Origin of the sequence: Bradyrhizobium sp. TM102 (assembly GCF_009176685.1) — a bacterium.
In the GTDB taxonomy this organism is placed as follows: Bacteria; Pseudomonadota; Alphaproteobacteria; order Rhizobiales; family Xanthobacteraceae; genus Bradyrhizobium; species Bradyrhizobium ottawaense.
Genome location: NZ_AP021855.1, coordinates 3,697,703 through 3,719,483 on the forward strand (window position 1 = coordinate 3,697,703; position 21,781 = coordinate 3,719,483).

Sequence of the window (21,781 nt, forward strand, 5' to 3'; positions counted from 1 at the left end):
CTAGTTTGAATCCAGTTTTCGAAGCGCCGGCGAGCGGCGCCTGAGGCGTTACATGTATGGGTCTGCGGACCAATCAGGAGGGCGGGATGGCTAAGACCGTCCTGATCGTGGAAGACAACGAGCTCAACATGAAGCTCTTCCGCGACCTGTTGGAGGCGCACGGCTACCAGACCTCCGGCACCAGCAACGGCTACGAGGCGCTCGACCTCGTTCGCAAGATGCGGCCCGACCTCGTGCTGATGGATATCCAATTGCCGCAGGTCTCCGGGCTCGAGGTGACGCGCTGGATCAAGGACGATCCGGAGCTGCGTTCCATTCCCGTCGTCGCGGTCACGGCGTTCGCGATGAAGGGCGACGAAGAGCGCATCCGCGAGGGCGGCTGCGAGGCCTATTTGTCCAAGCCGATCTCGGTCGGCAAATTCATTGAGACGGTCCGGCGTTTCATCGGATAGGAAGTGAGTTCACAGTGTCCGCGCGTATCCTGGTCGTCGATGACGTCCCTGCCAACGTCAAGCTGCTCGAGGCCCGCCTCTCTGCCGAATATTTCGACGTGATGACCGCCTCGAACGGCACCGAGGCGCTGGCGATCTGTCAACGCGCCGAATGCGACATCATCCTGCTCGACGTGATGATGCCCGACATCGACGGCTTTGAAGTCTGCCGCCGCCTCAAGACCGATCCGGCCACGCACCACATTCCTGTCGTCATGGTGACGGCGCTCGACAGTCCCTCGGACCGCAACCGCGGGCTGGAAGCGGGCGCCGACGACTTCCTGACCAAACCCGTCTCCGACGTCGTGCTGATCGCGCGGGTGCGCTCGCTGACGCGGCTGAAGATGATGACCGATGAGCTGCGCATGCGCGCCATCACCTCGCTCGAGATCGGCATGCAGGCGCCCGAGCGCAGCGCCGTGGCCGACACCGGCAAGGGTGGCCGCATCCTGCTGGTGGACGACCGTCCGTCCTCCTACGAGCGGCTGGCGACGATCCTCGCCGCCGAGCACACCATCGACGTCGAACCGAACCCGACGGAAGCGCTGTTCCACGCCGCCGAGGGCAATTACGATTTGCTGATCGTCTCGCTCGACCTCAACAATTTCGACGGCCTCCGCCTCTGCAGCCAGGCGCGCTCGCTGGAGCGCACGCGCCATGTGCCGATCCTGGCGATCGCGGACCCCGAGAACTCGACGCGGCTGCTCCGCGGCCTCGAGATCGGGGTCAACGACTATCTGCTGCGTCCCATCGACAAGATCGAGCTCTTGGCGCGGGCCCGCACCCAGATCCGCCGCCGCCGCTATACCGATCATCTGCGCGACAACGTGCAGAACTCGATCGAGATGGCGATCACGGACGCGCTCACCGGCCTGCACAATCGCCGCTACATGGAGAGCCATCTGGCGACGCTCGCCGAGCAGGCCGCGACCCGCGGCAAGCCGCTGGCGCTGATGATCCTGGACATCGACTTCTTCAAGTCCATCAACGACAATTACGGCCACGACGCCGGCGACGACGTGCTGCGCGAGTTCGCGGTGCGGGTGCGCAAGTCGATCCGCGGCATTGATCTGGCCTGCCGCTACGGCGGCGAGGAGTTCGTCATCGTCATGCCGGAGACCGATCTCCACGTCGCCGGCATGGTCGCCGAGCGCCTGCGCCGCTCGATCGCGGGCGAGCCGTTCGCGATTCACAAAGGGGCGAAGCGCATCGAGGTCACGATCTCGATCGGCCTGACCACGCTGGAGCAGAAGGGCGAGGCGGTCGCCGACGTGCTCAAGCGCGCCGACACCGCGCTCTACCGCGCCAAGCACGACGGGCGTAATCGGGTGGTATCGCAGGCGGCGTAAGGTCCGGCTGCGCAAAATCGCGAAAACAACCCCATGCACAGTAGCCGGCGTTAGCTCGATCAATAGGTTAGGCGAGGGCAGCGAAATCGCTCGTGCGGAGGAGCGCGCCGTTCGACGCGTCCGGGCAATACAGGAGTGTAACGAAGCATCACGGTCTGTCCCGATGCGGCAGCAAGAGTCCGGCCAGAGAGAAATCGCCAGACATTGCTTCCGGGCCTCGGCGGCCCGGGCAAAACAGCTCCGGAGTGACGGGGCGCGTGGGGTTACGGGACTGACCTGTGCAGTCCACTCCTCTCAGGAGCGCTTGGGGCGCTAGCCGATGAATTGCGTCTGCATCGCGGGATTAGTCGCGCCAAACTGGGCCAGATAGCAAAATCCTGCAGCCACTAACGTGAAGCCTCCTCCGAACATGCAAAGGGCGAGAATAAAACCGAAAAGTCCTGCGCTCGCTAGTGTGTTAGCCTCGGCTGATCGCTCTTCCTCTGTGATCGCGTGCCTCTCGACATTCCACGGCGGTGTTTATCTCCGCTCCTTTCAAGCAAGCCGCCCCCGCCTTGCTATCTCGTCCTCAAGCTTTTTCAGCAACTTGAGGAGTGCGGGACCGTCCATGTCCTCACGCGCGGCGCGCATATAGTGCTCCAAAATCGTCGGCCCGGTTTCTGACAAAGGCCCTGGCTTGTTTCCCATTACCGTCTCCGATCCAAGAAGGCGGGAGCATTTCGATCTCCGCCTTCTGCTGATATGCGATAAGCGGAAAAATGTCGCATATGCGGTCTTTGCAGGGTGGTCAATTTTGCTCACATTGAGCGGTGACCGCATCCCTTCAGGGGATCAAGCGTTCCAGAGAGACTGTGGCGGAGGTTGATGCCACGACCCGGCCTCCGCCGTCTCTGACCTCGATCTTGGTGAAGCCTGTCCTGCGGTGACGGGCGTGATCGAGAATAGCTTGGCCTAGAGCTCAAGAGCTCGCGTCTCGGCAGCGCTCAGATCGGTAACTTCGGCCCCTTCGTCACCGATAAAAACGCCGCCGTCATGGTGGATATCGAAGGGGTAAATTGGCATGGGCGTTCAATCAGCCCATGGCCTCAAGGTTCCTAAGGTCCAGCCCTCAAGGGAGCGGCTACTACGCCAGCAGCCAGGCTGCGACAGCGTGGACAAGCAAAAAGAGCACGTACAGCCAGCCGGACATCGCGATGGTTATGGTGGCAAAGAAGAGTGAGCCGAGGACTAAATCAGCCAATCTCCCGCTCGCGGCCTTGAGAGGTGCCATCGGCGGGATCGAGGCGGGTGCGATCGGGAAGTGTTCGACGCCGAACGGGTGGGCCATCTTTGCCCCTCTCATGGCTGGCAGGGGAGCGCAAAAGCGGTCTCTCAGCCACCGACGTCTGCAGGACGAGCCATTGATCGGTGATGCGTCTTCAATGCGCGATGATAGGCAAGGTTCAATTCGTCCCTGAGGAGTGCCATTCCACTCCCTCAGGGATGCTGGACCACTCTCTTGCCCCGTTTCATCGCCGGCTTCGCTTCCCCGCCCACATCCACCCCCGCATTCCGCAGCAGCACCTTCGCCGCTTCCTTCGCCGCACGCGCCATCGCCGGATCGTCGCGGACGAGGTCCTGCGCGATCGAGCCGTCGACCAGCAGCACCAGCTGCGTTGCGAGCGCATCCGCCTCCGCCACGCCGAGCTCGTTCAGGCGGTCGCGAAACCAGAGGCGGCGGCTTTCCTTGAAGGCGATCGCGATCTTCTTCACGGCACGGTCGGCCGGGCCGAGCTCGGCGACCGCGTTGACGAACGGGCAGCCGCGAAAGTCCTTGGCCGCAAACCGCCGCTCCAGCGAATCGAAGGTGGCGAGGATCTGCTCGGCCGGCGGCTTGTCGGAGGGGCGCGCGCTCACGAAGCGGCGCTCGAGGTAAGCCGCAATCAGCGCGTCCTTGGAGGGGAAGTGGTTGTACAGCGTGCGTTTGCTGATGCCGATCTCGGCCGCGATGGTGTCGACGCCGATGGCACGAATGCCCTGCAGATAGAACAGCTTGTCGGCGGTCTCGAGGATCCGCTCTTTCATCGTCTGTGGGGCGGGCGGGGGAGCCATGCAGTGGAATGCGTCCTGTTCGCTTGACAGCACAGGTCGATCATAGCCTAAGTACACAGGTCTGTGTAACCAAAATCAACCGATATTTCAGACGACGGCATTTGCGCCGTGTCCGCGAGGGAGAAGAATATGCCCCTGTTGCAGGTCCTGCGTCCGACATTGCCCATCCTGATCGGCGCCTCGATCATGCTGACGCTCAGCATGGGGCTGCGGCAGAGCCTCGGCATCTTCATGCAGCCGCTGACGCACGACATCCACATTTCGATCTCGGATTTCACGCTGGCGCTGGCAGTGCAGAACCTCGCCTGGGGCTTTCTCCAGCCGCTCGCCGGCGCGATGACGGTGCGCTACGGCTTCCGCCCGATCATGATCGTCGGCGCGCTGATGTACATCGCAGGCCTCCTTCTGATGGCGACCGCGAACGGCCTCGTCAGCATCATGATCGGCGCCGGCGTGTTGATCGGCACATCGCTCGCCTGCACCGCGGCCGCGATCGCGATGTCGGTGGCGGCACGCGCGGTGCCCGCAACGGTGCGCTCCACCGTGCTCGGCATCGTCTCCGGCGCGGGCTCGCTGGGCGCGCTGCTGTCGGCGCCGATCGGGCAGATGCTCAATGAGGGGTTTGGCTGGCGCGTCGGGCTCGCCGGCTTCGTCGTCATGTCGGTGCTGATGATTCCGGCCGCGTGGTACGCGGGGCGCGTCGACCAGGTCCCGCTGCCGAAGCCGGCTGCCGACGAGATCGACGATGCCACGGCTGCGACCGCGGCGAGGACCGCGTTCGGCAATGCCTCCTTCGTGGTGATGACCTGCGCCTATCTCGTCTGCGGCATGCAGCTGGTCTTCCTCACCACGCATCTGCCGTCATACCTTGCGATCTGCGGCCTCGATCCGATGCTGAGCGCGCAGACGCTCGGCATGATCGGCGGCTTCAACGTGCTCGGCTCGCTGTTCTTCGGCTGGGCCGGCGAGCGCTGGAACAAGCTGGCGCTGCTGGGTGCGATCTACATCCTGCGCTCGCTGGCGCTAGCCTGGTACTTCATGCTGCCGGCAACGCCGTTCTCGACGTTGCTGTTCGGCGCCATCATGGGCTTCCTCTGGATGGGCGTAGGGCCGCTGGTCGCGGGCGCGGTCGCCGAGATGTTCGGCCTGCGCTGGCAGGCGATGATCCAGGGCCTCGCCTTCATGAGCCACCAGATCGGCAGCTTCCTCGGCGCCTATGGCGGCGGAGTGCTCTACGACGCGCTCGGCTCCTACACCATGGCCTGGCGCATCGGCGTGGCGCTGGGCTTGGCCGGCGGCATCGTGCAGGTCGCGTTCGCGCTGCTCCGGCCGTCGCAACCTCCGTCGCCGGTGTTGGAGGCGGCGTGAGGCGTTCGGTCCCCGCGCGATGCTGTGCATCGCGCCACTCGCACCTCAGGCGACGACGGCTTCGCCGTCGCGCCGGGATGACGGATTGGGATAAGCGCTTGCAGCAACCGGCGAGCGGTATGGACTAGCGATGTCCCGACCGCTTGAGATCGGCGACCTTGAACCTGTTGCCGGCCTGCAGGCTGCTGCAAAACCAGTGGGCTCTGTTTCGAAACTCGCCCAGGAACACCTTCGTCTCGACGCAATTTTCGTAGGATGTGTGGGTGATGGTGTCTCGGCACGTCGGCGAGAAAGGTCCATAGTTCACATTGCCGCCCGACTCGCTGCATCCAATCCAGGGCTCCTTGCCGTGCCGGAAGCTTGATGCACAGCCACCGTTGCAGCTGCTGGCGACTTTCTCCAGGCTGGCTATCCTCCCCATCACAGAACCTGGTGCATAGGAAGGCGTGCGCGCGGTTGCCGTTCGAGTGGTTGACGCAGTCCGACGCGGCGCCGTTGTGTTCGCTCCCCGCTCCGACACGTGCGGCTTTGCCACCTGCTTCGGCGCATCGATAGTGACGGGGGGAAGCGTGGCGGCGGGGCCTGTCGGGATTTGCGACGCTGCCGGGGCGCACAGCAAGGCGGTTGACAAGACAGCGATCGTTGAAGGCACGACAAGGCTCGATGACAATCTCATGACCATGTCCTTCCCAAATCCGGGCGGAAATTCCGTGCCGGGAAGTGCACGGTAACAGACATTACGGGTCGAGCAACTGAAGGTTGAAGAGCCGTTTGCGTAATGATGGGCCATGGTGGTCAGGAGAAAGTGGAGCACGTCAATTCATTGTGCGCTGCAGAGCCGGGGCCCATGCGGCCGCAGCGTCGCGTATCGCGTTCTGGGTCCCGGCTCTGCGCAGCAGCGCAAAGGCGCGCTGCAGCGCGTCCGGGACACGAGAGGGCCAAAATGAAACGGGGCCCGAAAGGGCCCCGCAAAACGCTTCAATGCTTGTCCGCGATCTGACTTGATCTTTTACTTGATCTTGGCTTCGCGGAATTCGACGTGCTTGCGCGCGACCGGGTCGTACTTCTTCTTGACCAGCTTGTCGGTCATGGTGCGCGAATTCTTCTTGGCGGTGTAGTAGAAGCCGGTGTCGGCCGAGGACACGAGCTTGACCTTGATGGTGACCGCTTTGGCCATGTTCTGAACCTCAGAAAATTGGGGAATCTGGAGCCGGCCAAACGGCCCGCGTTGGCCGGCAACCTAGCCAGAAACCGACTGATGTCAAGGTTTTAGGGGGCGGAAACCACCCAAAACGGCCCGATTATCCCTCGAAGAACCGATTTTTGGGGCGCGGCAGGCCCAGATTCTCCCTCAAAGTGGGCCCTTCATACTCTTTGCGGAAAATCCCGCGCCGCTGCAGCTCCGGGACCACCTTGTCGACGAAATCGTCGAGCCCGGCGGGCAGGAACGGGAACATGATGTTGAAGCCGTCGGAGCCGCGCCCGACCAGCCATTCCTCCATCTGGTCGGCGATGGTTTTGGCGGTGCCGACGAAGGACAGCCCGCCATAGCCGCCGACGCGCTGGGCGAGCTGGCGCACCGTCAGCTTGTCGCGCTTGGCGAGGTCGACCATGCGCTGCCGGCCGCTCTTGCTGGCGTTGGTCTCGGGGATGTCAGGCAATTGGCCGTCCGGATCGAAGCCCGAGGCATCGGTGCCGAGGATGACCGAGAGCGAGGCGATGGCGCTATCGTAATGCACGCGGCTGTCGAGCAGCGCGCGTTTCTCCTTGGCCTCATCGACGCTGTCGCCGACCACGACGAAGGCGCCGGGGAGGATCTTCAGATGCTCGGGATCGCGGCCGATGGTCTCCATGCGGCCCTTGATGTCGGCATAGAGCTTCTGTCCGTCGGCGAGGCTGCCGCCGCCGGTGAACACGGCTTCCGCCGTTTCGGCGGCGAGCTGCTTGCCGTCCTCGGAGGCGCCGGCCTGCACGATCACCGGCCAGCCCTGCACGGGACGCGCGATGTTGAGGGGGCCACGTACCTTCAGATATTTGCCGTTGTGATCGAGCGTATGCATTTTCGAAGGATCGAAGAATAGCCCGCTCTCGACATCGCGCACGAAGGCATCGTCGGCGAAGGAATCCCACAGGCCCGTGACGACATCGTAGAACTCGCGGGCGCGCTTGTAGCGCTCGGCATGCTCCATGTGATCGTCGAGGCCGAAATTCAGGGCCGCGTCCGGGTTCGATGTCGTGACGATATTCCAGCCGGCGCGGCCGCCGCTGAGATGGTCGAGCGAGGCGAAGCGCCGCGCGACGTGATAGGGCTCGTCGAAGGTGGTCGAGCCGGTGGCGATCAGGCCGATCCGGTCGGTGACCGCCGAGAGCGCCGACAGCAGCGTGAACGGCTCAAAGGAGGTGACGGTGTGGCTGCGCTTGAGCGCATTGACCGGCATGTTCAGCACGGCGAGGTGATCGGCCATGAAGAAGGCGTCGAACTTGCCGGCCTCGAGCTTCTGGATCAGCTGCTTGATGTGCGAGAAGTTGAAATTGGCGTCAGGCCAGGCCCCGGGATAGCGCCAGGCGCCGGTGTGGATGCTGATCGGGCGCATGAACGCGCCAAGCTTGAGTTGCCGTTGTGCCATCGCCCGGTGTCCGTTCTTGGTGACGCTGAGGAAAGACATAGGGACGCCGGGGAGCTGCGCCATTGGGGGAGGCGGGAAGATTTTTTCGTTTTTCGATGTCCGCTCAGCACAATCGCGTCATTCCGGGGCGCGCCCCTTCGCGCGAGCCACGATGCGCAATTGCGCATCTGAGAATCCATCAAGCCGCGCACACCGAGGAGGGCTACTGCCCCCGGGCCCTTTGATCGAAGGCGCTCAGCACGGCGAGCGTCATCGCGGTGACGCCGGTCTGGATGGTCGGTTTCGGCACCGGGGCGAATTGCGGCGAGTGATTGCCGGGAAGCGGCGGGCCGCTGCCGTTGCGCGCGGCGGCGACGCGGTCGGGCTCATAAACGCCGATGTTGAAGAACATCGACGGCACGCCGGCGTTGACATATTCCGAATAGTCTTCGCTGGTCGTGTTCGCAGGGCTGACGTTGAGCTTGTCGCCGAAGGCCGCTTTCAGCACCCGCTCGGCCTGGCCGACCACCGCGGCATCGTTCACTACCGCCTTGGTGCCTTCGTCGAGGTGGATTTCGGGCGCAGGCGCATCCGCCATCGCCGCCACCGCTTTCGCCGTTCGCTCGATCCCGGCCAGCATCCTCGCGCGCACCTGCGGCTTGAAGCTGCGGATCGTGCCGATCACCCTGGCCTCGTCGGGGATGACATTGCCGGCGGTGCCGGCGTGGATCGCGCCGATGGTGACAAGGCCGAATTCGGTCGGGTCCTTCTCGCGGCTGATCACGCTCTGGACATCGACGACAAAGCGCGATGCCATCATCACGGGATCGATGGTCGCCTGCGGTATCGCGCCATGACCGCCGCGGCCGACGAATCTGATGAAGAGACCGTCGACATTCGACGATCCGACCCCGACCCTGTAGGTCACGGAGCCGTAGGCCCCACTGCCGTCGTGCAGGGCAAATCCCGCATCGGGCTTCGGAAAGCGGGTGAACAGGCCATCGGCGATCATCGCCCTTGCGCCCGCGACCTCTTCCTCGGCGGGCTGCGCGATGAACATCAGCGTACCGTGCCACTGGTCCTTGATGCCGACCAGGGTCTTCGCCGTGCCGACCCAGCTCGCCATGTGGATGTCATGGCCGCAGCTATGGGCGACGAATGTCTCGCGGCCCTGCCAGATCTGCTTGTCGCGGCTGGCATAGGGCAGGCCGGTCTTCTCCTCCATGGGTAGCGCATCAAGCTCGGTGCGAACCATGATGGTGGGACCGTCACCGTTCCTGTAGATGGCAACAAGGCCCGTCTTGCCGACGTGCTCGGTGACTTCAAAACCAATCGCACGCATCTCGCCGGCGAGTTTCGCCGCAGTCTTCTCCTCCTGGAAGGCAATCTCGGGATGGGCGTGGATGTCCTTATAGAGCGCGTCGAGCTTCGGATATTCGCTCTCGAAGGCGGTCTCGATGGTTTGCTTCAACCTGGCGACGTCGAGCTCCGCATGGGCGGACGGCGAGAGCAGGCTATACAACGCCACGGAAGCGAGTAGAGGCCTTACGAAGCGCATCATCCGATCCTCCGGTTGTTTTTAAGCGCTCTTTTATTCACCTAGCACATCTCGTCGCATCTTTCCGCCATAGAAATGGAAGAACGGCACCGGCGCATCGCGGCGGAGCGGGCTGTCGCGTTGAGCAGGTTGCGCGTCATCGGATGCAGATTGGCGAGCGGTTTTGAGCCGAGCCCGACCCAGAGCGGCTTGTCCAGCCCCGCATCGAGGCGTCTCTTCGAACCAATCCGCTGCTTGCGCCGACCAAGCCATGACCCCGCGAGGAGACCCTTCATGGCCGGCGCAATGACCTTGGACGGCGGCATCGTCCGCATCGACCGGCCCATGCCATGGGTCGGCCGGCTGCTGTCGCTGCCGCTGCTGGCGGCAAGCGGCTATCTGCTGTGGAATGTCGCGCTCGGCCTGCGCCAGGATTTCTTCGGCTTCGGAAGGCTCGCCGACGATCTCGTGCCGGTGCTGGTGTTCACGGGGTTCGGGCTGCTCGTCGGCATCCCCGGCATCATCCTGCTGACGTTCCGCTACTTCGTCGTGCTCAACGAGACGCTGCGCCAGATCGTGATCACCAGGCAGTTCGGCCCGCTGAACATTCGCTCGTCGCGCAATCTCGCCGACTATCACTTCATCAGCGTCATCGACGACTACGATACGGATCTGAGGACGTACGACGTCAATCTCTGCGGCAACAAGGGCATCGAGCCGATCACACTTCAGAGCTTCACGCGTCGAGAGGAGGCGGATCAGCTCGCAAGCGAGATCGGCCGCGTCCTCAAGCTGCCGACGCGCGATTATGTCGGCACCGAGCCGGACGCGGACTGACTAGCCCAAAATATCCTTCTGCATCTTGCCGCCGTAGAAATGGAAGAACGGCACCGGCGCATCGTGGCGCAGCGGGCCGGTGGCAAGGCGGGTGTGGAGCTCGTTGAGCACGTTGCGCGTCATCGGATGCAAATCGGCCAGCGGCTTGGAGCCGAGCTCGACCCAGACCAGTTCGACCAGTTCGGCATCGGCATGGATCACGCCGTCGACGCGGTGGGCGATCGCGGAGGCGTCCGCGGTGAAGAAGCGCGTGTCGAACCGCTTGACGCGGCCGGGCGGGGTGATCGCGCGCGCGATCAGGAACAGGCTGGAGGGATCGGGCAGCAGGCCCGCATCGGCAAACGGCTTCCAGGGGCCGTCGAGTTTTGACACTTTGCCCTCGGCCGTCCGCCCGAGGCAGAGGCCGGTTTCTTCGCAGGCCTCGCGGATCGCGGCAATGGCGAGCGACTTCGCGCGCGAGGCCGGCGTCTTTGGGCTGCCCTTGGCGAGATTGGCCTCCAGTTCGGCGGTGATGGGCGCAGCACAGGGCACGCGATAGTCGGCCTTGTCGACGCGTCCGCCGGGGAAGACGAACTTGCCGGGCATGAACACCACCTTGTCGTGGCGCTTGCCGACCAGCACTTTCGGAATGGCACCGCTGCGGTCGACCAGGATCAGCGTTGCCGCATCCCTCGGACGGAAATAGGGATGATGATCGGCTTCCTTCTCCTCGTGGACCTTGGCCTTCTCCGCGACTTGCGCAATATCCGTCATGTCCTCACCCAACGCTTTTTACTTCTTGCTTACACCGGCGGAATACCATCCGGAGGGTTCTCGTCAAACCCGTGCATGCGCAGAGCCCATTGCAGGCCGACCACAGCTCCCTTCACCGGCTGTAGCAGCGCGAGCGAGGCGACGAAGGTGAAGGGCAGATAGGCCGCGAAGCTGAGCCAGACCGGCGTCGTGTAATTGGTCTCGATCCAGAGGATCGTGGGCACCACGATGTGACCGACGATGACGATCACGAGATAGGCGGGCAGATCGTCGGCGCGGTGCGGCGTGAAATCGAGGCCGCATTTGGCGCAATCGTCTGCGGTCTTCAGGAAGGCGCGGAACAGTTTGCCCTCGCCACAGCGCGGGCAGCGGCCGCGAAAGCCGCGCTTCATCGCCGTCCAGAGATCGCGCTTCTCGACGAGACCCGTCTCGCGCGTCCAGATTTTTGGGGCCGTGCTCATCGTCACCATGCTTTGCCCTTTTTACCGCCGCCTTTGCCCTTGTTCTTTCCTTTATTCTTTCCCTGGCCCTTCTTCCCCTTGCCGGATTTTGGCTTTCCCGGCTTGCGTTTTCTATCCGGGCTGCGTCCGGGCTGCGCCTTGAACGAGGGGCGGCGCTGCGGACCGGATGGTCTGCGTTCGCGCGGCGCGGTCTCACTGGAGGACGACAGCAGCTCGAAGCGCAGCGCGCCCGCGATCGGCGCTGCCTCGATCAGGCGGACGTCGACCACGTCCCCCAGCTGATACATGGTGCGGCTGCGCGTGCCGACGAGGGCGTGTCGGCTCTCGTCATAGTTGAAATATTCCGTGCCGAGGGATCGGATCGGGATCAGGCCGTCGGCGCCGGTCTCGGCGAGCTTGACGAACAGGCCGGCGCGGGTGACGCCGGAGACCCGGCCCTGGAAACTCGCGCCGATGCGATCAGCCAGGTGATGGGCAATCAGCCGGTCGACGGTCTCGCGCTCCGCCTTCATCGCGCGGCGCTCGGTCACCGAGATGTGGGCTGCGACCTCGCCGAGGCTTTCCGGCGTCTCGCTGTCGGGCAGGGCGCCTTCGCCGAGACCGAGCGCTCGGACCAGCGCGCGGTGCACGACGAGGTCGGCATAGCGGCGGATCGGCGAAGTGAAATGCGCGTAGCGGCGCAAATTCAGGCCGAAGTGCCCGTAATTCTCCGAAGAGTATTCGGCCTGCGCCTGGGCGCGCAGCACGACCTCGCTCACCAGCGGGTAATAATCATGGCCTTCGAGCCGGGCCAGCACGCGGTTGAATGTGGTGGGACGCAGAGCGCCTGATTTGGCGAAGGGAACGTCGAGCGTCTCCAGAAATTCCGCGAGTGCGTGGACCTTTTCCAAGGTTGGCTCGTCATGCACGCGGTAGATCAGCGGGAGCGACTTCTTCTCCAGCATCTCGGCGGCTGCGACGTTGGCGAGGATCATGAACTCCTCGATCAGCTTGTGCGCGTCGAGGCGCTCGGGCACGACGACCCGGTCGACCGTGCCGTCGCTCTTCAGGAGGATCTTGCGCTCGGGCAGATCGAGATTGAGCGGATCGCGCTCGTCGCGGGCGCGCTTGGCGCAGGCATAGGCGGCATAGAGCGGCCTCAATATCGGATCGAGCAGGGGGCCGGTGGTGTCATCAGGCCGGCCGTCGATCGCGGCCTGCGCCTGCGCGTAGCTCAGCTTGGCCGCCGAGCGCATCAGGATGCGGTGGAAGCTGTGCGAGCGCTTGCGGCCGTCGGGGCCGAGCACCATGCGCACCGCGAGCGCGCCACGCGGCTCGCCCGGCACCAGCGAGCAGAGATCGTTCGAGATGCGCTCGGGCAGCATCGGCACGACGCGGTCGGGGAAATAGACCGAATTGCCGCGGTCGAGCGCGTCGCGGTCGAGCGCGCTGCCCGGCTGGACGTAGAAGCTGACATCGGCAATGGCGACGTTGACGATGAAGCCGCCCTTGTTGTTGGGATCTTCATCGGGCTGCGCGTGCACCGCGTCGTCGTGATCCTTGGCGTCGGGCGGATCGATGGTGAGAAGCGGCACGTCGCGCCAATCCTCGCGGCCCTTCAAATTGGCCGGCTCCGCCGCTTCCGTATCGCGCATCGCGGCGGGCGAGAATTGCAGCGGGATGTCGTGGGCGTAGATCGCGATCAGGCTGATCGCCTTCTCCGACTTGACCGAGCCGAGCTTCTCTTTCACCCGGCCGGACGCCAGCCCAAAGCTGCGCGTGCGGACGATGTCGACGCTGACGAGATCGCCGTCCTGCGCGCCGTGTGTGTCGGCCGCGGCGATGTTCAGCTCGCGGTCCGCGGACTTCTTGTCGACGGGCACGAGCCGTCCGCCGCCTTCGGGCAGGCTGCGAAACACGCCGAGGATGCGGCTCTTGGCCTTGTCGAAGACCTTGATGATGTGGCCGCGATAGGCGGGGCCTTCGGTCTCGGACGTCGGCTCGACGCGTAGCAGCACGCGATCGCGGACGCCGGCGACGGTGCCTGGCTTTGGCCGGCGCGGCATCTGGATGCGGATTTTGGGGGGCTCGCCGCTTTCGACCTCGTCCCATTCGGTGGGGGAGGCGATCAATTCGCCGTCCTGGTCGCGGCCGGTAATGTCGGCGACCAGCGTCGGCGGCAGCGCGTCCGGCTCGGACACCTTGTGGCGCTTCTTCTTGACGGTTCCGTCGTCGGCGAGCTCGCGCAATATGCGCTTGAGCTCGACGCGATCGGCGTTCTTCAGGCCGAACTCGCGCGCAATTTCGCGGGTGCCGACGTTTCCTTGATTTGCCTTGATGAAGGCGACGATGGCTTGCCTGTCGGGAAAGCCACGGTCATTCTTGCGTTTCACTTAACCTCTAATTCTTGATCTCAAGTCTTGCCGGCACTCTTCTTGGCCGGGGCCTTGGGGGCGGCTGCCTTGGTCGGCGACGTTTTTGCGGTCGACGACACGGCTGCGCGCGCCTTGCTGGTGGATTCAGTTTTCGATTTGGCCGCCTTCTTCGCGGCCGGTTTCTTCTTCGGCGCGGCGTCATCGCCGTCCGCAGCCTTCTCTGCAGTCTTCTTGGCCTTGGCCGGCTTCGCTGCCTTCTTCGGCTTCTTGCCGCCGCCCTTGGCAGCCCGCTCGTCGATCAGCGCGATCGCCTGTGCCAGCGTGACGGTGTCCTTTTCGAACTCGGCGGGGATCGTCGCGTTGACACCGCCGGCGGTGACATAAGCGCCGTAGCGGCCGCTCTTCACGGTGACGGTGCCGAGCGAGGGATGATCGCCGATCGCCTTGCCGGGATCGGCGCCGAAGCGGCGGCTCGGGCCCTTGGCGACCTTTTCCGCGATCAGCGTCACCGCGCGGTTGAGGCCGATGTCGAACACCTCGTCGCCGGCCTCCAGGCTGGCATAGGTCTTCTCATGCTTGACGAACGGCCCGAAGCGGCCGAGGCCTGCGGTGATCGGCTGGCCGGTTTCCGGATGCTTGCCGATCTCGCGCGGCAGCGACAGCAGCTTCAGCGCAAGCTCGAGCTCGACATCGCCGGGCGACGTGCCCTTCGGAATGCCGGCGCGCTTCGGCTTCTCGCCTTCCGCATAATCCTTCTGCTCGCCGAGCTGGATATAGGGACCAAACCGGCCGGCCTTGACCCAGACATCGAAGCCGGTGTCGGGATCCTGGCCGAGCGAACGGTCGGCGCTGGCCTCGCCATCGGCGGCGAGCTGGCGGGTGTATCGGCACTCCGGATAATTTGAGCAGCCGACGAAGGCGCCGAACTTGCCGGCCTTCAGGTTGAGCCGGCCGGTGCCGCAGTTCGGGCACTGCCTGACGTCGCCGCCGTCGGCACGGGGCGGATAGATGTGCGGCCCGAGCATCTCGTCGAGCACGTCGAGCACCTGCGCGACGCGCAGATCCTTGATGTCGTCGACGGCGCCGATGAAACCGGTCCAGAAATCCTTCAGCACCTGCTGCCAGGAGATCTCGTTGTTGGAGATGCGGTCGAGCTGCTCCTCGAGACCCGCCGTAAAATCGTATTCGACGTAGCGGGCGAAGAAGCTCTCGAGGAACGCGATCACGACGCGGCCCTTGTCCTCGCCGTGCAGGCGCTTCTTCTCCAGCTTGACGTAGCCGCGGTCCTTCAGGACCTGCAGGATCGAGGCATAGGTCGAGGGCCGGCCGATGCCGAGCTCTTCCATGCGCTTGACCAGCGAGGCCTCGGAGAAGCGCGGCGGCGGCTCGGTAAAATGCTGGGTGACGGACAGGCTCTGCCGCTTGAGCGCGTCGTTCGGGCTCATCGCGGGCAGGCGGCGGGAGTCCTCGTCCTCCTCGTCGTCGCGGCCTTCCTGGTAGAGCGCGAGGAAGCCGTCGAACTTGACCACCTGGCCGGTGGCGCGCAGCTCCAGCGTGCGGGAGCCTGCCTTCGCCGTGATGTCGACGGTGGTGCGCTCGAGCTCGGCCGATTCCATCTGGCTCGCGATGGTGCGCTTCCAGATCAGCTCATAAAGCCGCGCCTGATCGGCATCGAGCTTGCGGCTCATGCTGTCGGGGCGGCGGGACATGTCGGTCGGACGGATCGCTTCGTGCGCTTCCTGGGCGTTCTTGGCCTTGGCCTGGTACTGGCGCGGAGCGTCCGGCACATAGGCGTTGCCGTAATCCTCGCCGATCACCTTGCGCGCCTGGGTGATCGCCTCGGGGGCGATCTGCACGCCGTCGGTACGCATATAAGTAATGAGTCCGGTGGTCTCGCCGCCGATGTCGATGCCTTCATAGAGGCGCTGGGCGATGCGCATCGTGTGCGCCGGCGCAAAGCCGTACTTGCGGCTGGCTTCCTGCTGCAGCGTCGAGGTGGTGAAGGGCGCCTGCGGATTGCGCCGGGCGGGCTTCGCGTCTACCGAGGTCACGGCATAGGCGGCCGTCTCCAGCGCCTTCTTGAAGTCTTCGGCTTCCGCGCCGGTTCCGATGTCCAGGCGCTGGATCTTCTTGCCGTCGGCGCCGACGAGGCGAGCCTCGAACGCATCGCCGCGCGGGGTGAGCAGGGTCGCGATCAGCGACCAATATTCACGCGCGACGAATTTCTCGATCTCGAGCTCGCGGTCGCACACGAGGCGCAGCGCCACCGACTGCACGCGGCCGGCGGAGCGGGCGCCCGGCAGCTTGCGCCACAGCACCGGGGAGAGGGTGAAGCCGACCAGATAGTCCAGCGCGCGGCGCGCCATATAGGCGTCGACCAGCGCGCCGTCGATCTGGCGCGGATGCTTCATGGCGTCCGAGACCGCCTGCTTGGTGATGGCGTTGAACACCACCCGCTCGATCTTCTGGTCCTTCAGCGCGCGCTTTTCCTTCAGCACCTCCAGCACGTGCCAGGAGATGGCCTCGCCCTCGCGATCAGGGTCGGTGGCGAGAATCAGGCGGTCGGCGTTCTTCAGGGACTTGGCGATGTCGTTGAGCCGGCCGGCCGCCTTGGGGTCGACCTCCCAGATCATCTTGAAATTGGCGTCGGGATCGACGGAGCCGTTCTTCGCGGGCAGGTCGCGGACATGGCCGAACGAGGCCAGAACCTCATAGGACGAGCCCAAATATTTGTTGATCGTCTTGGCTTTCGCCGGCGACTCCACAATGACGATATTCATGTAGTTCCAGTAACTTACGGGAAAATCTGAGGCCGAAAACGAAAGGACTCGGGTCGGCCGTTTCGCCCCGAACATGGGTGGTGAGGCGGGTCCTGTCAAATCGAGGGCTGTTGAAGGTCGCCCGGAGGGGAAAAGTTTCATATCGAGAAAGTTGCAAAATACCACCTTGGAGTTGCGATCGCTATCGGCGTAATGTTTCTGCGGGGCATGGATTCGGGTGGGGTCTGGTGACTAAGCCAGGAAAGAAACGGGCGCGCGCCGCATCAGGCGCGCCGGGAGGCTCGCGTCACGAGGAACCGGGGGAGGGCGGCGTGGACGAAGCCGTCGCCTTCATCGCCGAGCAGGTCGGGGCATTGCGCAAGCTCGCCGAGCGCCACAAGCTCGACGTGCTGCATTATCTCCTAGGCATGACCAAGCTCGAGGCCGACGAGCATGTGAGGCTGCGGAGCAAGCGCAAGCTGTCGTGAGGACACTACCCAACCCGTCATCCTGAGGCTCGCCCTGCCTTGCAGGACGAGCGCCTCAGGTCGACGGTCAAAGAGTTGAGAGCGCTGCTCCATCCCCGTCATTGCGAGCGCAGCGAAGCAATCCAGACTGTCTCCGCGGAGAGATTCTGCATTGCTTCCGCCTTCGCCAAGGCTTCGGCGGACAAGTCGCTGCGCTCAATGACGATGACGTTAGCCGTTGCGGCTGGCCGTTGCCGCCAATCGCTGGCCGAGATATTCGGCCGTGCTGACGTCGCTTTGAGGTAACAAGCCGCCAACCAAGTGGGTAGCCAAGCCAAGTTGGCTGCCCAACCGATTCCGGCCGCTCGGATCCTCCCCGCCCGGAATATCCAGCCCGCACCAGAGCATGCCGTGCTGCGCAGCCAGAATGGAGAAGTAGGTCAAGGTGTGGAGTTGATCGCCCCCCGCGAGAGCGCCCGCGGTGAATCCGGCTGCGAACTTGTTGGCCCATCGCTGCTGGGTCCACCGGTCGCTTGAGGCGTCTGCGAAGGCTTTGAATTGCGCCGCTGCTCCGCCCATGTAGGTCGGGCTGCCAAATGCGACGGCGCTGGCGCGGTCGATCGTTTCCAATAAGCTCTCATTCTGGAAGCGGCCCGACACGATATCGTCGCCCGTGATGCGACACAGCGCGACGTGCGCAATGCCATCCGCTCCGCGCGCCACTGCATGCGCCAGCGACTCGGTGGTGCCGGAGATGGAAAAATAGACGATGGCGAGCAGGGGCATGGGTGCCACTTTCGGCTATTTGAGCATCTTCGACGCCGTCTGTATTTTGTACAAGTCCTTTCAAGCCGTCATTGCGAGCGCAGCGAAGCAATCCAGAGCCTTTCCGCAGTGGCAATCTGGATTGTTTCGCTGCGCTCAATGACGCTGTGGTGGCAACCGTGCGTCATCACGCCGACCGCCGCCGCGGCGGCCGCGGCTTCAACATGGTGTCGGCGGGCGTAAGCAGCCGTCCGTCCTCCGCACGCATTTCGAGCTTCTTCACCGGGCGGTGCTTGGCGCGATCCACCAACACGGTCGCGATCTCCTTAGGGTGATCGTCGAACTCCTCGCTCCATTGTCTGAGCGCCACCAGGATCGGGAAGGTGCCGCGGCCCTTCGGGGTCAGCACATATTCCTGATAGGCGCTGCCGTCGGAGGCGGGGGCGGTTGCCAGGATGCCGTGGTCGACCAGCGAGCGCAGCCGGACCGACAAGATGTTCTTGGCCATGCCGAGCTTGCTCTGGAATTCGCCGAAGCGGCGCAGGCCGAACAGCGCCTCGCGGATGATCAGCAGCGACCACCAATCGCCAAGCGCGTCCAGCGACCTCGCGATCGGGCAGGCATCGCCCTCGAAGCTGGTTCGTTTCACCATCGTTCCGATTCCTGTCGCGTTCGCACGATCGTCGGGCCGATCACGCGCTTGTGTGGTTGCATCATAAAACCATATGCCCTAGATGGCAACATAGTTTTATGATGCAACCACTGGAGGCGAACGTGAGACTGAAGAACAAGACGGCCCTGATCACCGGCGGCAACAGCGGCATCGGGCTGGCAACGGCCAAACTGTTCGTGGCCGAAGGCGCCAAGGTGGTGATCACCGGACGCAACAAACAGACTCTGGAGGCGGCGGCCAAGGAACTCGGGCCGAACGCGCTCGCGCTCGCTGCCGACGCCACCGACATCGCGGCGACGGAAGCTGCGATCAAGCAGGGCGCCGAAAAGTTCGGCAAGTTCGACATCGTGTTCGCCAACGCCGGCATCGCCGGCGGCACGCCGCTCGGCTCTGCCACGCTCGAGGTCTTCGAGAGGGTTATCAGCACGAACCTGACAAGTGTATTCTTCACGGTGCAGGCGGCACTGCCTTATCTCAGCGACAATGCCTCGATCATCCTCAACGGCTCGGTGATCTCCGTGCTCGGCATTCCCGGCTACTCGGCCTATGGCGCGGCGAAAGCCGGCGTGCGCGCGATGGCGCGGATCATGGCCTCGGAGCTGTCGCCGCGCGGCATCCGCGTCAACGTGGTCGCGCCCGGCGCGACCCGCACGCCGATCTGGGGACCTGCGACGGCAACACCGGAAGCCGAGAAGGCGTTCGAGAAGCGGATCGCGCTGTCGACGCCTCTGGGGCGCATCGGCGAAACCGATCACGTTGCGAAGACGGTGCTATTCCTTGCCTCCGATGATTCCGCGCATGTGCAGGGCCAGGAGATCTTCGTCGACGGCGGCGCGGTGGCCTCGCCGAGCGGCGCGCCGATCTATCGCGGATGATCGCCTGAGCGAACCTGGTCGGGCGCAACGAGCGAGTTGCGCCCGACAGGTAATCTGTGGCGAGCGCTAGGCTGCGCGCAGGCTCGTTGCCGACTGGAGCGCGCCGGCGATCGCCTTTTCGCGGTGCTCCGGCCCGACCTGGATGCCGTCGGCCGGGATGAATTCGACATTGGTGATACCCATGAAGCCGAACACCCAGCGCAGATAGGTTTCGAGATGTTCGCCGGCCGCGTATGGCGTCTCCGCGCCGTAGTAGCCGCCGCGCGAGATCGCCACGATCACGCGCTTGCCGCCGGCAAGGCCTTGCGGTCCATTCGCCCCATAGCTGAACGTCTTGCCCGCAATGAGGATGCGGTCGATCCAGGCCTTGAGCTGGCTGGGAATGGTGAAATTGTACATGGGCGCGCCGATCACGACGATGTCGGCGGCGAGAAACTCGTCCAGCACGGCCGCGCTCGCGGCGAGGTCGGGTCCGAGTTCCGCCGGCGTCGGCGCGCCTTGCGCAGCCGCCAGATGCGAGCCGGAAAGATGGGCGAGCGGGCTCTCGGTCAGATCGCGATAGGTGATGTCCAGCGCAGGCGTCGCCTGGCGCAAGCGGTCGACGATGGCTGCCGAGACCTGCCGGCTGACCGAGTGGGGGCCGAGGACGCTGGAATCGAGATGGAGCAGTTTCATTTGGGGTCACCCTGGTATAAGTTTGTAACCAGGACTACATGAGTGACTGTCAAAATCCCCGCAAGAACGCACTTTTTTGAGCCATGGGCACATCTTTGAAACTTGAGAACACTGGTTTTCCTGCGACGCCGAGGCCCGATCCAATGCCGCATCCCGACCATGCGGACTGCCGTGGGGTCGCCTCCGTGCTGTCTCGCGTCGGTGACAAATGGAGCGTGTTCGTCATCATGATGCTGAGCGACGGGCCTAAGCGCTTCAACGAGCTGAAGCGCATGATCAACGGCATCTCGCAGCGCATGCTGACCTTGACGCTGCGCGGGCTGGAGCGCGACGGCCTCGTCACGCGCACGATCTTTCCGACCATTCCGCCACGCGTCGATTACGAGCTGACCGATCTCGGCCGCGGGCTGCAACAGCCGGTGAAAGCGCTCGGGCAGTGGGCGATCGACCATCTGATGCAGATCGAGGCGGCGCGCACGCAGTTCGACCAGCGCAACGAAGGCTAAAGCAGCGACACCAACCCGCCGCCGTGACGTTCGAGCTTTCCGGCAAGCTCGAGCTCCAGCAGCACGGTGCGGACGATCGCGGGCGAGGCGCCGGACATCCGCACGAGATCGTCGATCGAGATGGGGGTGGGGCCGAGCAGGCCGGTGATCTGGTCGCGGTCGTGGCCTTGCGGATCGCTCTCGAACGGCTCGCTGTCAGGCTCGCTGACGGGGTGCATCAGCGGCCGCTCCATGATCGGTGCGACAGCATTGATGATGTCGGCAGCTTCGGTGACGAGGGTCGCGCCCTGCTTGATCAGATCATTGGCGCCGGCGGCACGCGGATCGAGCGGCGAGCCCGGGACCGCGAACACCTCGCGGCCCTGTTCGGCCGCCATGCGCGCGGTGATCAGGGAGCCCGAGCGGTGCGCCGCTTCCACCACGACGACGCCGAGCGAGGCGCCCGAGATCAGCCGGTTGCGGCGAGGAAAGTCGCGGGCGCGCGGCTCGTGGCCGAGCGGCATCTCGGAGATCGCAGCCCCCGCGTGGTCGAGGATCCCTGCGAGCAGGTCGCCATGCTCGGGCGGATAGATGCAATCATGTCCGCCGGCGAGCACCGCGATCGTCCCGCTTGCGACACTGGCGCGATGCGCGGCCTGATCGACGCCGCGGGCGAGCCCGGAGATGACGATAAAACCGGCTTCGCCAAGCTCGCGCGCCAGCAGGCCTGCGAATTTCAGCCCGGCGCCGGATGCGTTGCGCGAGCCGACGATCGCGATCATCGGCCGCATCAGGGTTTGGGCATCGCCGCGCACCGCGAGCAGCGGCGGCGCATCGTCGATCATCGCCAGCCGGGCCGGATAGCCGTCCTCGCCGGGCGCGCGCCAGGCGATGCCGAATTTGCGGCTCGCGGCGAGCTCGGCCTTGGCCTCGTCGGCGCTGCAGATGCGCCCCGATCGCTGGGCGCCGCCGCGGCGCGCCAGATCAGGCAGCCGCTCCAGCGCAGCACGCGGGCTGCCGAAATGATCCACCAGCGAACGAAAAGTGCGCGGCCCGACATTGTCGGAGCGGATCAGCCGCAGGCGGTCGATCCTGTCAGCCTCGGTCAGCTCCACGCTCGGATTGATCGCGTCCACGGCGTCTCCTTGTAGTCACAGCATGGAACAACCTGAGGGCGTTGCGCAACAGCGACCTGCGCTTGCCTGGTCCCGCCCCGATGCTAAAAGCGATGCCAA

At 64.5% G+C, this 21,781-nt stretch carries 20 protein-coding genes and 1 pseudogene; 7 read left to right on the top strand and 14 right to left on the bottom strand.

Annotated features, from left to right (window positions below; all coding sequences use genetic code 11):
• Positions 1 to 86 precede the first annotated feature (86 nt).
• On the top strand, positions 87 to 452 hold the full coding sequence (locus GDN70_RS17695) for a response regulator (protein WP_008130064.1): 366 nt from the start codon (positions 87 to 89) through the stop codon (positions 450 to 452).
• Between the two features lie 14 nt (positions 453 to 466).
• Positions 467 to 1,840: a PleD family two-component system response regulator gene (locus GDN70_RS17700; RefSeq protein WP_028143954.1), complete on the top strand. Its 1,374-nt coding sequence runs from the start codon at positions 467 to 469 to the stop codon at positions 1,838 to 1,840.
• Positions 1,841 to 2,963: 1,123 nt separating this feature from the next.
• Here the strand turns inward: GDN70_RS17700 and GDN70_RS17705 are convergent.
• Positions 2,964 to 3,167, bottom strand: coding sequence for a hypothetical protein (locus GDN70_RS17705; protein ID WP_038972441.1), 204 nt, complete (start codon positions 3,165 to 3,167; stop codon positions 2,964 to 2,966).
• Positions 3,168 to 3,316: 149 nt separating this feature from the next.
• Entirely contained in the window at positions 3,317 to 3,931 is a 615-nt protein-coding gene (locus GDN70_RS17710; RefSeq protein WP_152102840.1) for a TetR/AcrR family transcriptional regulator, read from the bottom strand.
• Positions 3,932 to 4,060: 129 nt separating this feature from the next.
• On the opposite strand from GDN70_RS17710, the gene GDN70_RS17715 reads away from it, so the two are divergent.
• Complete coding sequence (locus GDN70_RS17715) at positions 4,061 to 5,299, top strand: MFS transporter (RefSeq protein ID WP_028143951.1); 1,239 nt, start codon at positions 4,061 to 4,063, stop codon at positions 5,297 to 5,299.
• 1,009 nt (positions 5,300 to 6,308) lie between these two features.
• On the opposite strand, the gene rpmG is transcribed toward GDN70_RS17715, so the two are convergent.
• The 4 genes and pseudogenes from rpmG to GDN70_RS17740 form a co-directional block, all read right to left on the bottom strand.
• Positions 6,309 to 6,476 (bottom strand): 50S ribosomal protein L33, encoded by a 168-nt coding sequence (gene rpmG / locus GDN70_RS17725; RefSeq protein WP_008139339.1) that lies wholly within the window; start codon positions 6,474 to 6,476, stop codon positions 6,309 to 6,311.
• A gap of 124 nt (positions 6,477 to 6,600) precedes the next feature.
• Positions 6,601 to 7,926: an LLM class flavin-dependent oxidoreductase gene (locus tag GDN70_RS17730; RefSeq protein ID WP_028143950.1), complete on the bottom strand. Its 1,326-nt coding sequence runs from the start codon at positions 7,924 to 7,926 to the stop codon at positions 6,601 to 6,603.
• A gap of 202 nt (positions 7,927 to 8,128) precedes the next feature.
• The gene (locus GDN70_RS17735) at positions 8,129 to 9,466 is read right to left on the bottom strand and encodes an amidohydrolase (protein ID WP_028143949.1); all 1,338 of its coding nucleotides are present in this window, start codon (positions 9,464 to 9,466) and stop codon (positions 8,129 to 8,131) included.
• Between the two features lie 30 nt (positions 9,467 to 9,496).
• Positions 9,497 to 9,669 (bottom strand): annotated as a pseudogene (locus GDN70_RS17740) (NUDIX hydrolase); the annotation flags it as partial.
• 67 nt (positions 9,670 to 9,736) lie between these two features.
• On the opposite strand from GDN70_RS17740, the gene GDN70_RS17745 reads away from it, so the two are divergent.
• Positions 9,737 to 10,279, top strand: a complete 543-nt coding sequence (locus tag GDN70_RS17745) for a hypothetical protein (protein WP_028143947.1) — start codon at positions 9,737 to 9,739, stop codon at positions 10,277 to 10,279.
• Here GDN70_RS17745 and GDN70_RS17750 read toward each other — a convergent pair whose 3' ends face one another.
• The 4 genes from GDN70_RS17750 to topA are packed head-to-tail and all read right to left on the bottom strand — an operon-like array spanning position 10,280 to position 16,627.
• Complete coding sequence (locus GDN70_RS17750; RefSeq protein ID WP_028143946.1) at positions 10,280 to 11,032, bottom strand: NUDIX domain-containing protein; 753 nt, start codon at positions 11,030 to 11,032, stop codon at positions 10,280 to 10,282.
• Between the two features lie 29 nt (positions 11,033 to 11,061).
• The gene (locus GDN70_RS17755) at positions 11,062 to 11,502 is read right to left on the bottom strand and encodes a DUF983 domain-containing protein (protein ID WP_091967049.1); all 441 of its coding nucleotides are present in this window, start codon (positions 11,500 to 11,502) and stop codon (positions 11,062 to 11,064) included.
• Positions 11,496 to 13,865 carry a ribonuclease R gene (rnr, locus tag GDN70_RS17760; RefSeq protein ID WP_152102841.1) on the bottom strand — a complete coding sequence of 790 codons (2,370 nt, stop codon included), beginning with the start codon at positions 13,863 to 13,865 and terminating at the stop codon, positions 11,496 to 11,498. Before rnr ends, GDN70_RS17755 begins: the two co-directional genes overlap by 7 nt.
• Positions 13,866 to 13,885: 20 nt before the next feature.
• A complete protein-coding gene (gene topA, locus GDN70_RS17765; protein ID WP_152102842.1) occupies positions 13,886 to 16,627 on the bottom strand; it encodes a type I DNA topoisomerase in 2,742 nt (913 codons plus the stop codon).
• Between the two features lie 311 nt (positions 16,628 to 16,938).
• Here topA and GDN70_RS17770 point away from each other — a divergent pair, with 311 nt between their 5' ends.
• Positions 16,939 to 17,094, top strand: a complete 156-nt coding sequence (locus tag GDN70_RS17770) for a hypothetical protein (RefSeq protein ID WP_240536454.1) — start codon at positions 16,939 to 16,941, stop codon at positions 17,092 to 17,094.
• A 210-nt stretch (positions 17,095 to 17,304) separates the two neighbouring features.
• Here GDN70_RS17770 and GDN70_RS17775 read toward each other — a convergent pair whose 3' ends face one another.
• Both GDN70_RS17775 and GDN70_RS17780 read right to left on the bottom strand, forming a co-directional pair.
• Positions 17,305 to 17,859: a flavodoxin family protein gene (locus GDN70_RS17775; RefSeq protein ID WP_028143941.1), complete on the bottom strand. Its 555-nt coding sequence runs from the start codon at positions 17,857 to 17,859 to the stop codon at positions 17,305 to 17,307.
• Between the two features lie 166 nt (positions 17,860 to 18,025).
• Positions 18,026 to 18,490 (bottom strand): helix-turn-helix domain-containing protein, encoded by a 465-nt coding sequence (locus GDN70_RS17780; RefSeq protein ID WP_028143940.1) that lies wholly within the window; start codon positions 18,488 to 18,490, stop codon positions 18,026 to 18,028.
• Between the two features lie 122 nt (positions 18,491 to 18,612).
• On the opposite strand from GDN70_RS17780, the gene GDN70_RS17785 reads away from it, so the two are divergent.
• The gene (locus tag GDN70_RS17785; protein WP_173015829.1) at positions 18,613 to 19,386 is read left to right on the top strand and encodes an SDR family oxidoreductase; all 774 of its coding nucleotides are present in this window, start codon (positions 18,613 to 18,615) and stop codon (positions 19,384 to 19,386) included.
• A gap of 66 nt (positions 19,387 to 19,452) precedes the next feature.
• Here the strand turns inward: GDN70_RS17785 and GDN70_RS17790 are convergent, their stop codons facing one another.
• The gene (locus tag GDN70_RS17790) at positions 19,453 to 20,061 is read right to left on the bottom strand and encodes an FMN-dependent NADH-azoreductase (RefSeq protein ID WP_152102844.1); all 609 of its coding nucleotides are present in this window, start codon (positions 20,059 to 20,061) and stop codon (positions 19,453 to 19,455) included.
• 83 nt (positions 20,062 to 20,144) lie between these two features.
• On the opposite strand from GDN70_RS17790, the gene GDN70_RS17795 reads away from it, so the two are divergent.
• Positions 20,145 to 20,567 carry a helix-turn-helix domain-containing protein gene (locus GDN70_RS17795; protein WP_152102845.1) on the top strand — a complete coding sequence of 141 codons (423 nt, stop codon included), beginning with the start codon at positions 20,145 to 20,147 and terminating at the stop codon, positions 20,565 to 20,567.
• On the opposite strand, the gene dprA is transcribed toward GDN70_RS17795, so the two are convergent.
• On the bottom strand, positions 20,564 to 21,682 hold the full coding sequence (gene dprA / locus GDN70_RS17800) for a DNA-processing protein DprA (protein ID WP_152102846.1): 1,119 nt from the start codon (positions 21,680 to 21,682) through the stop codon (positions 20,564 to 20,566). The two genes, GDN70_RS17795 and dprA, sit on opposite strands and share 4 nt — an antisense overlap.
• Positions 21,683 to 21,781: the final 99 nt, after the last annotated feature.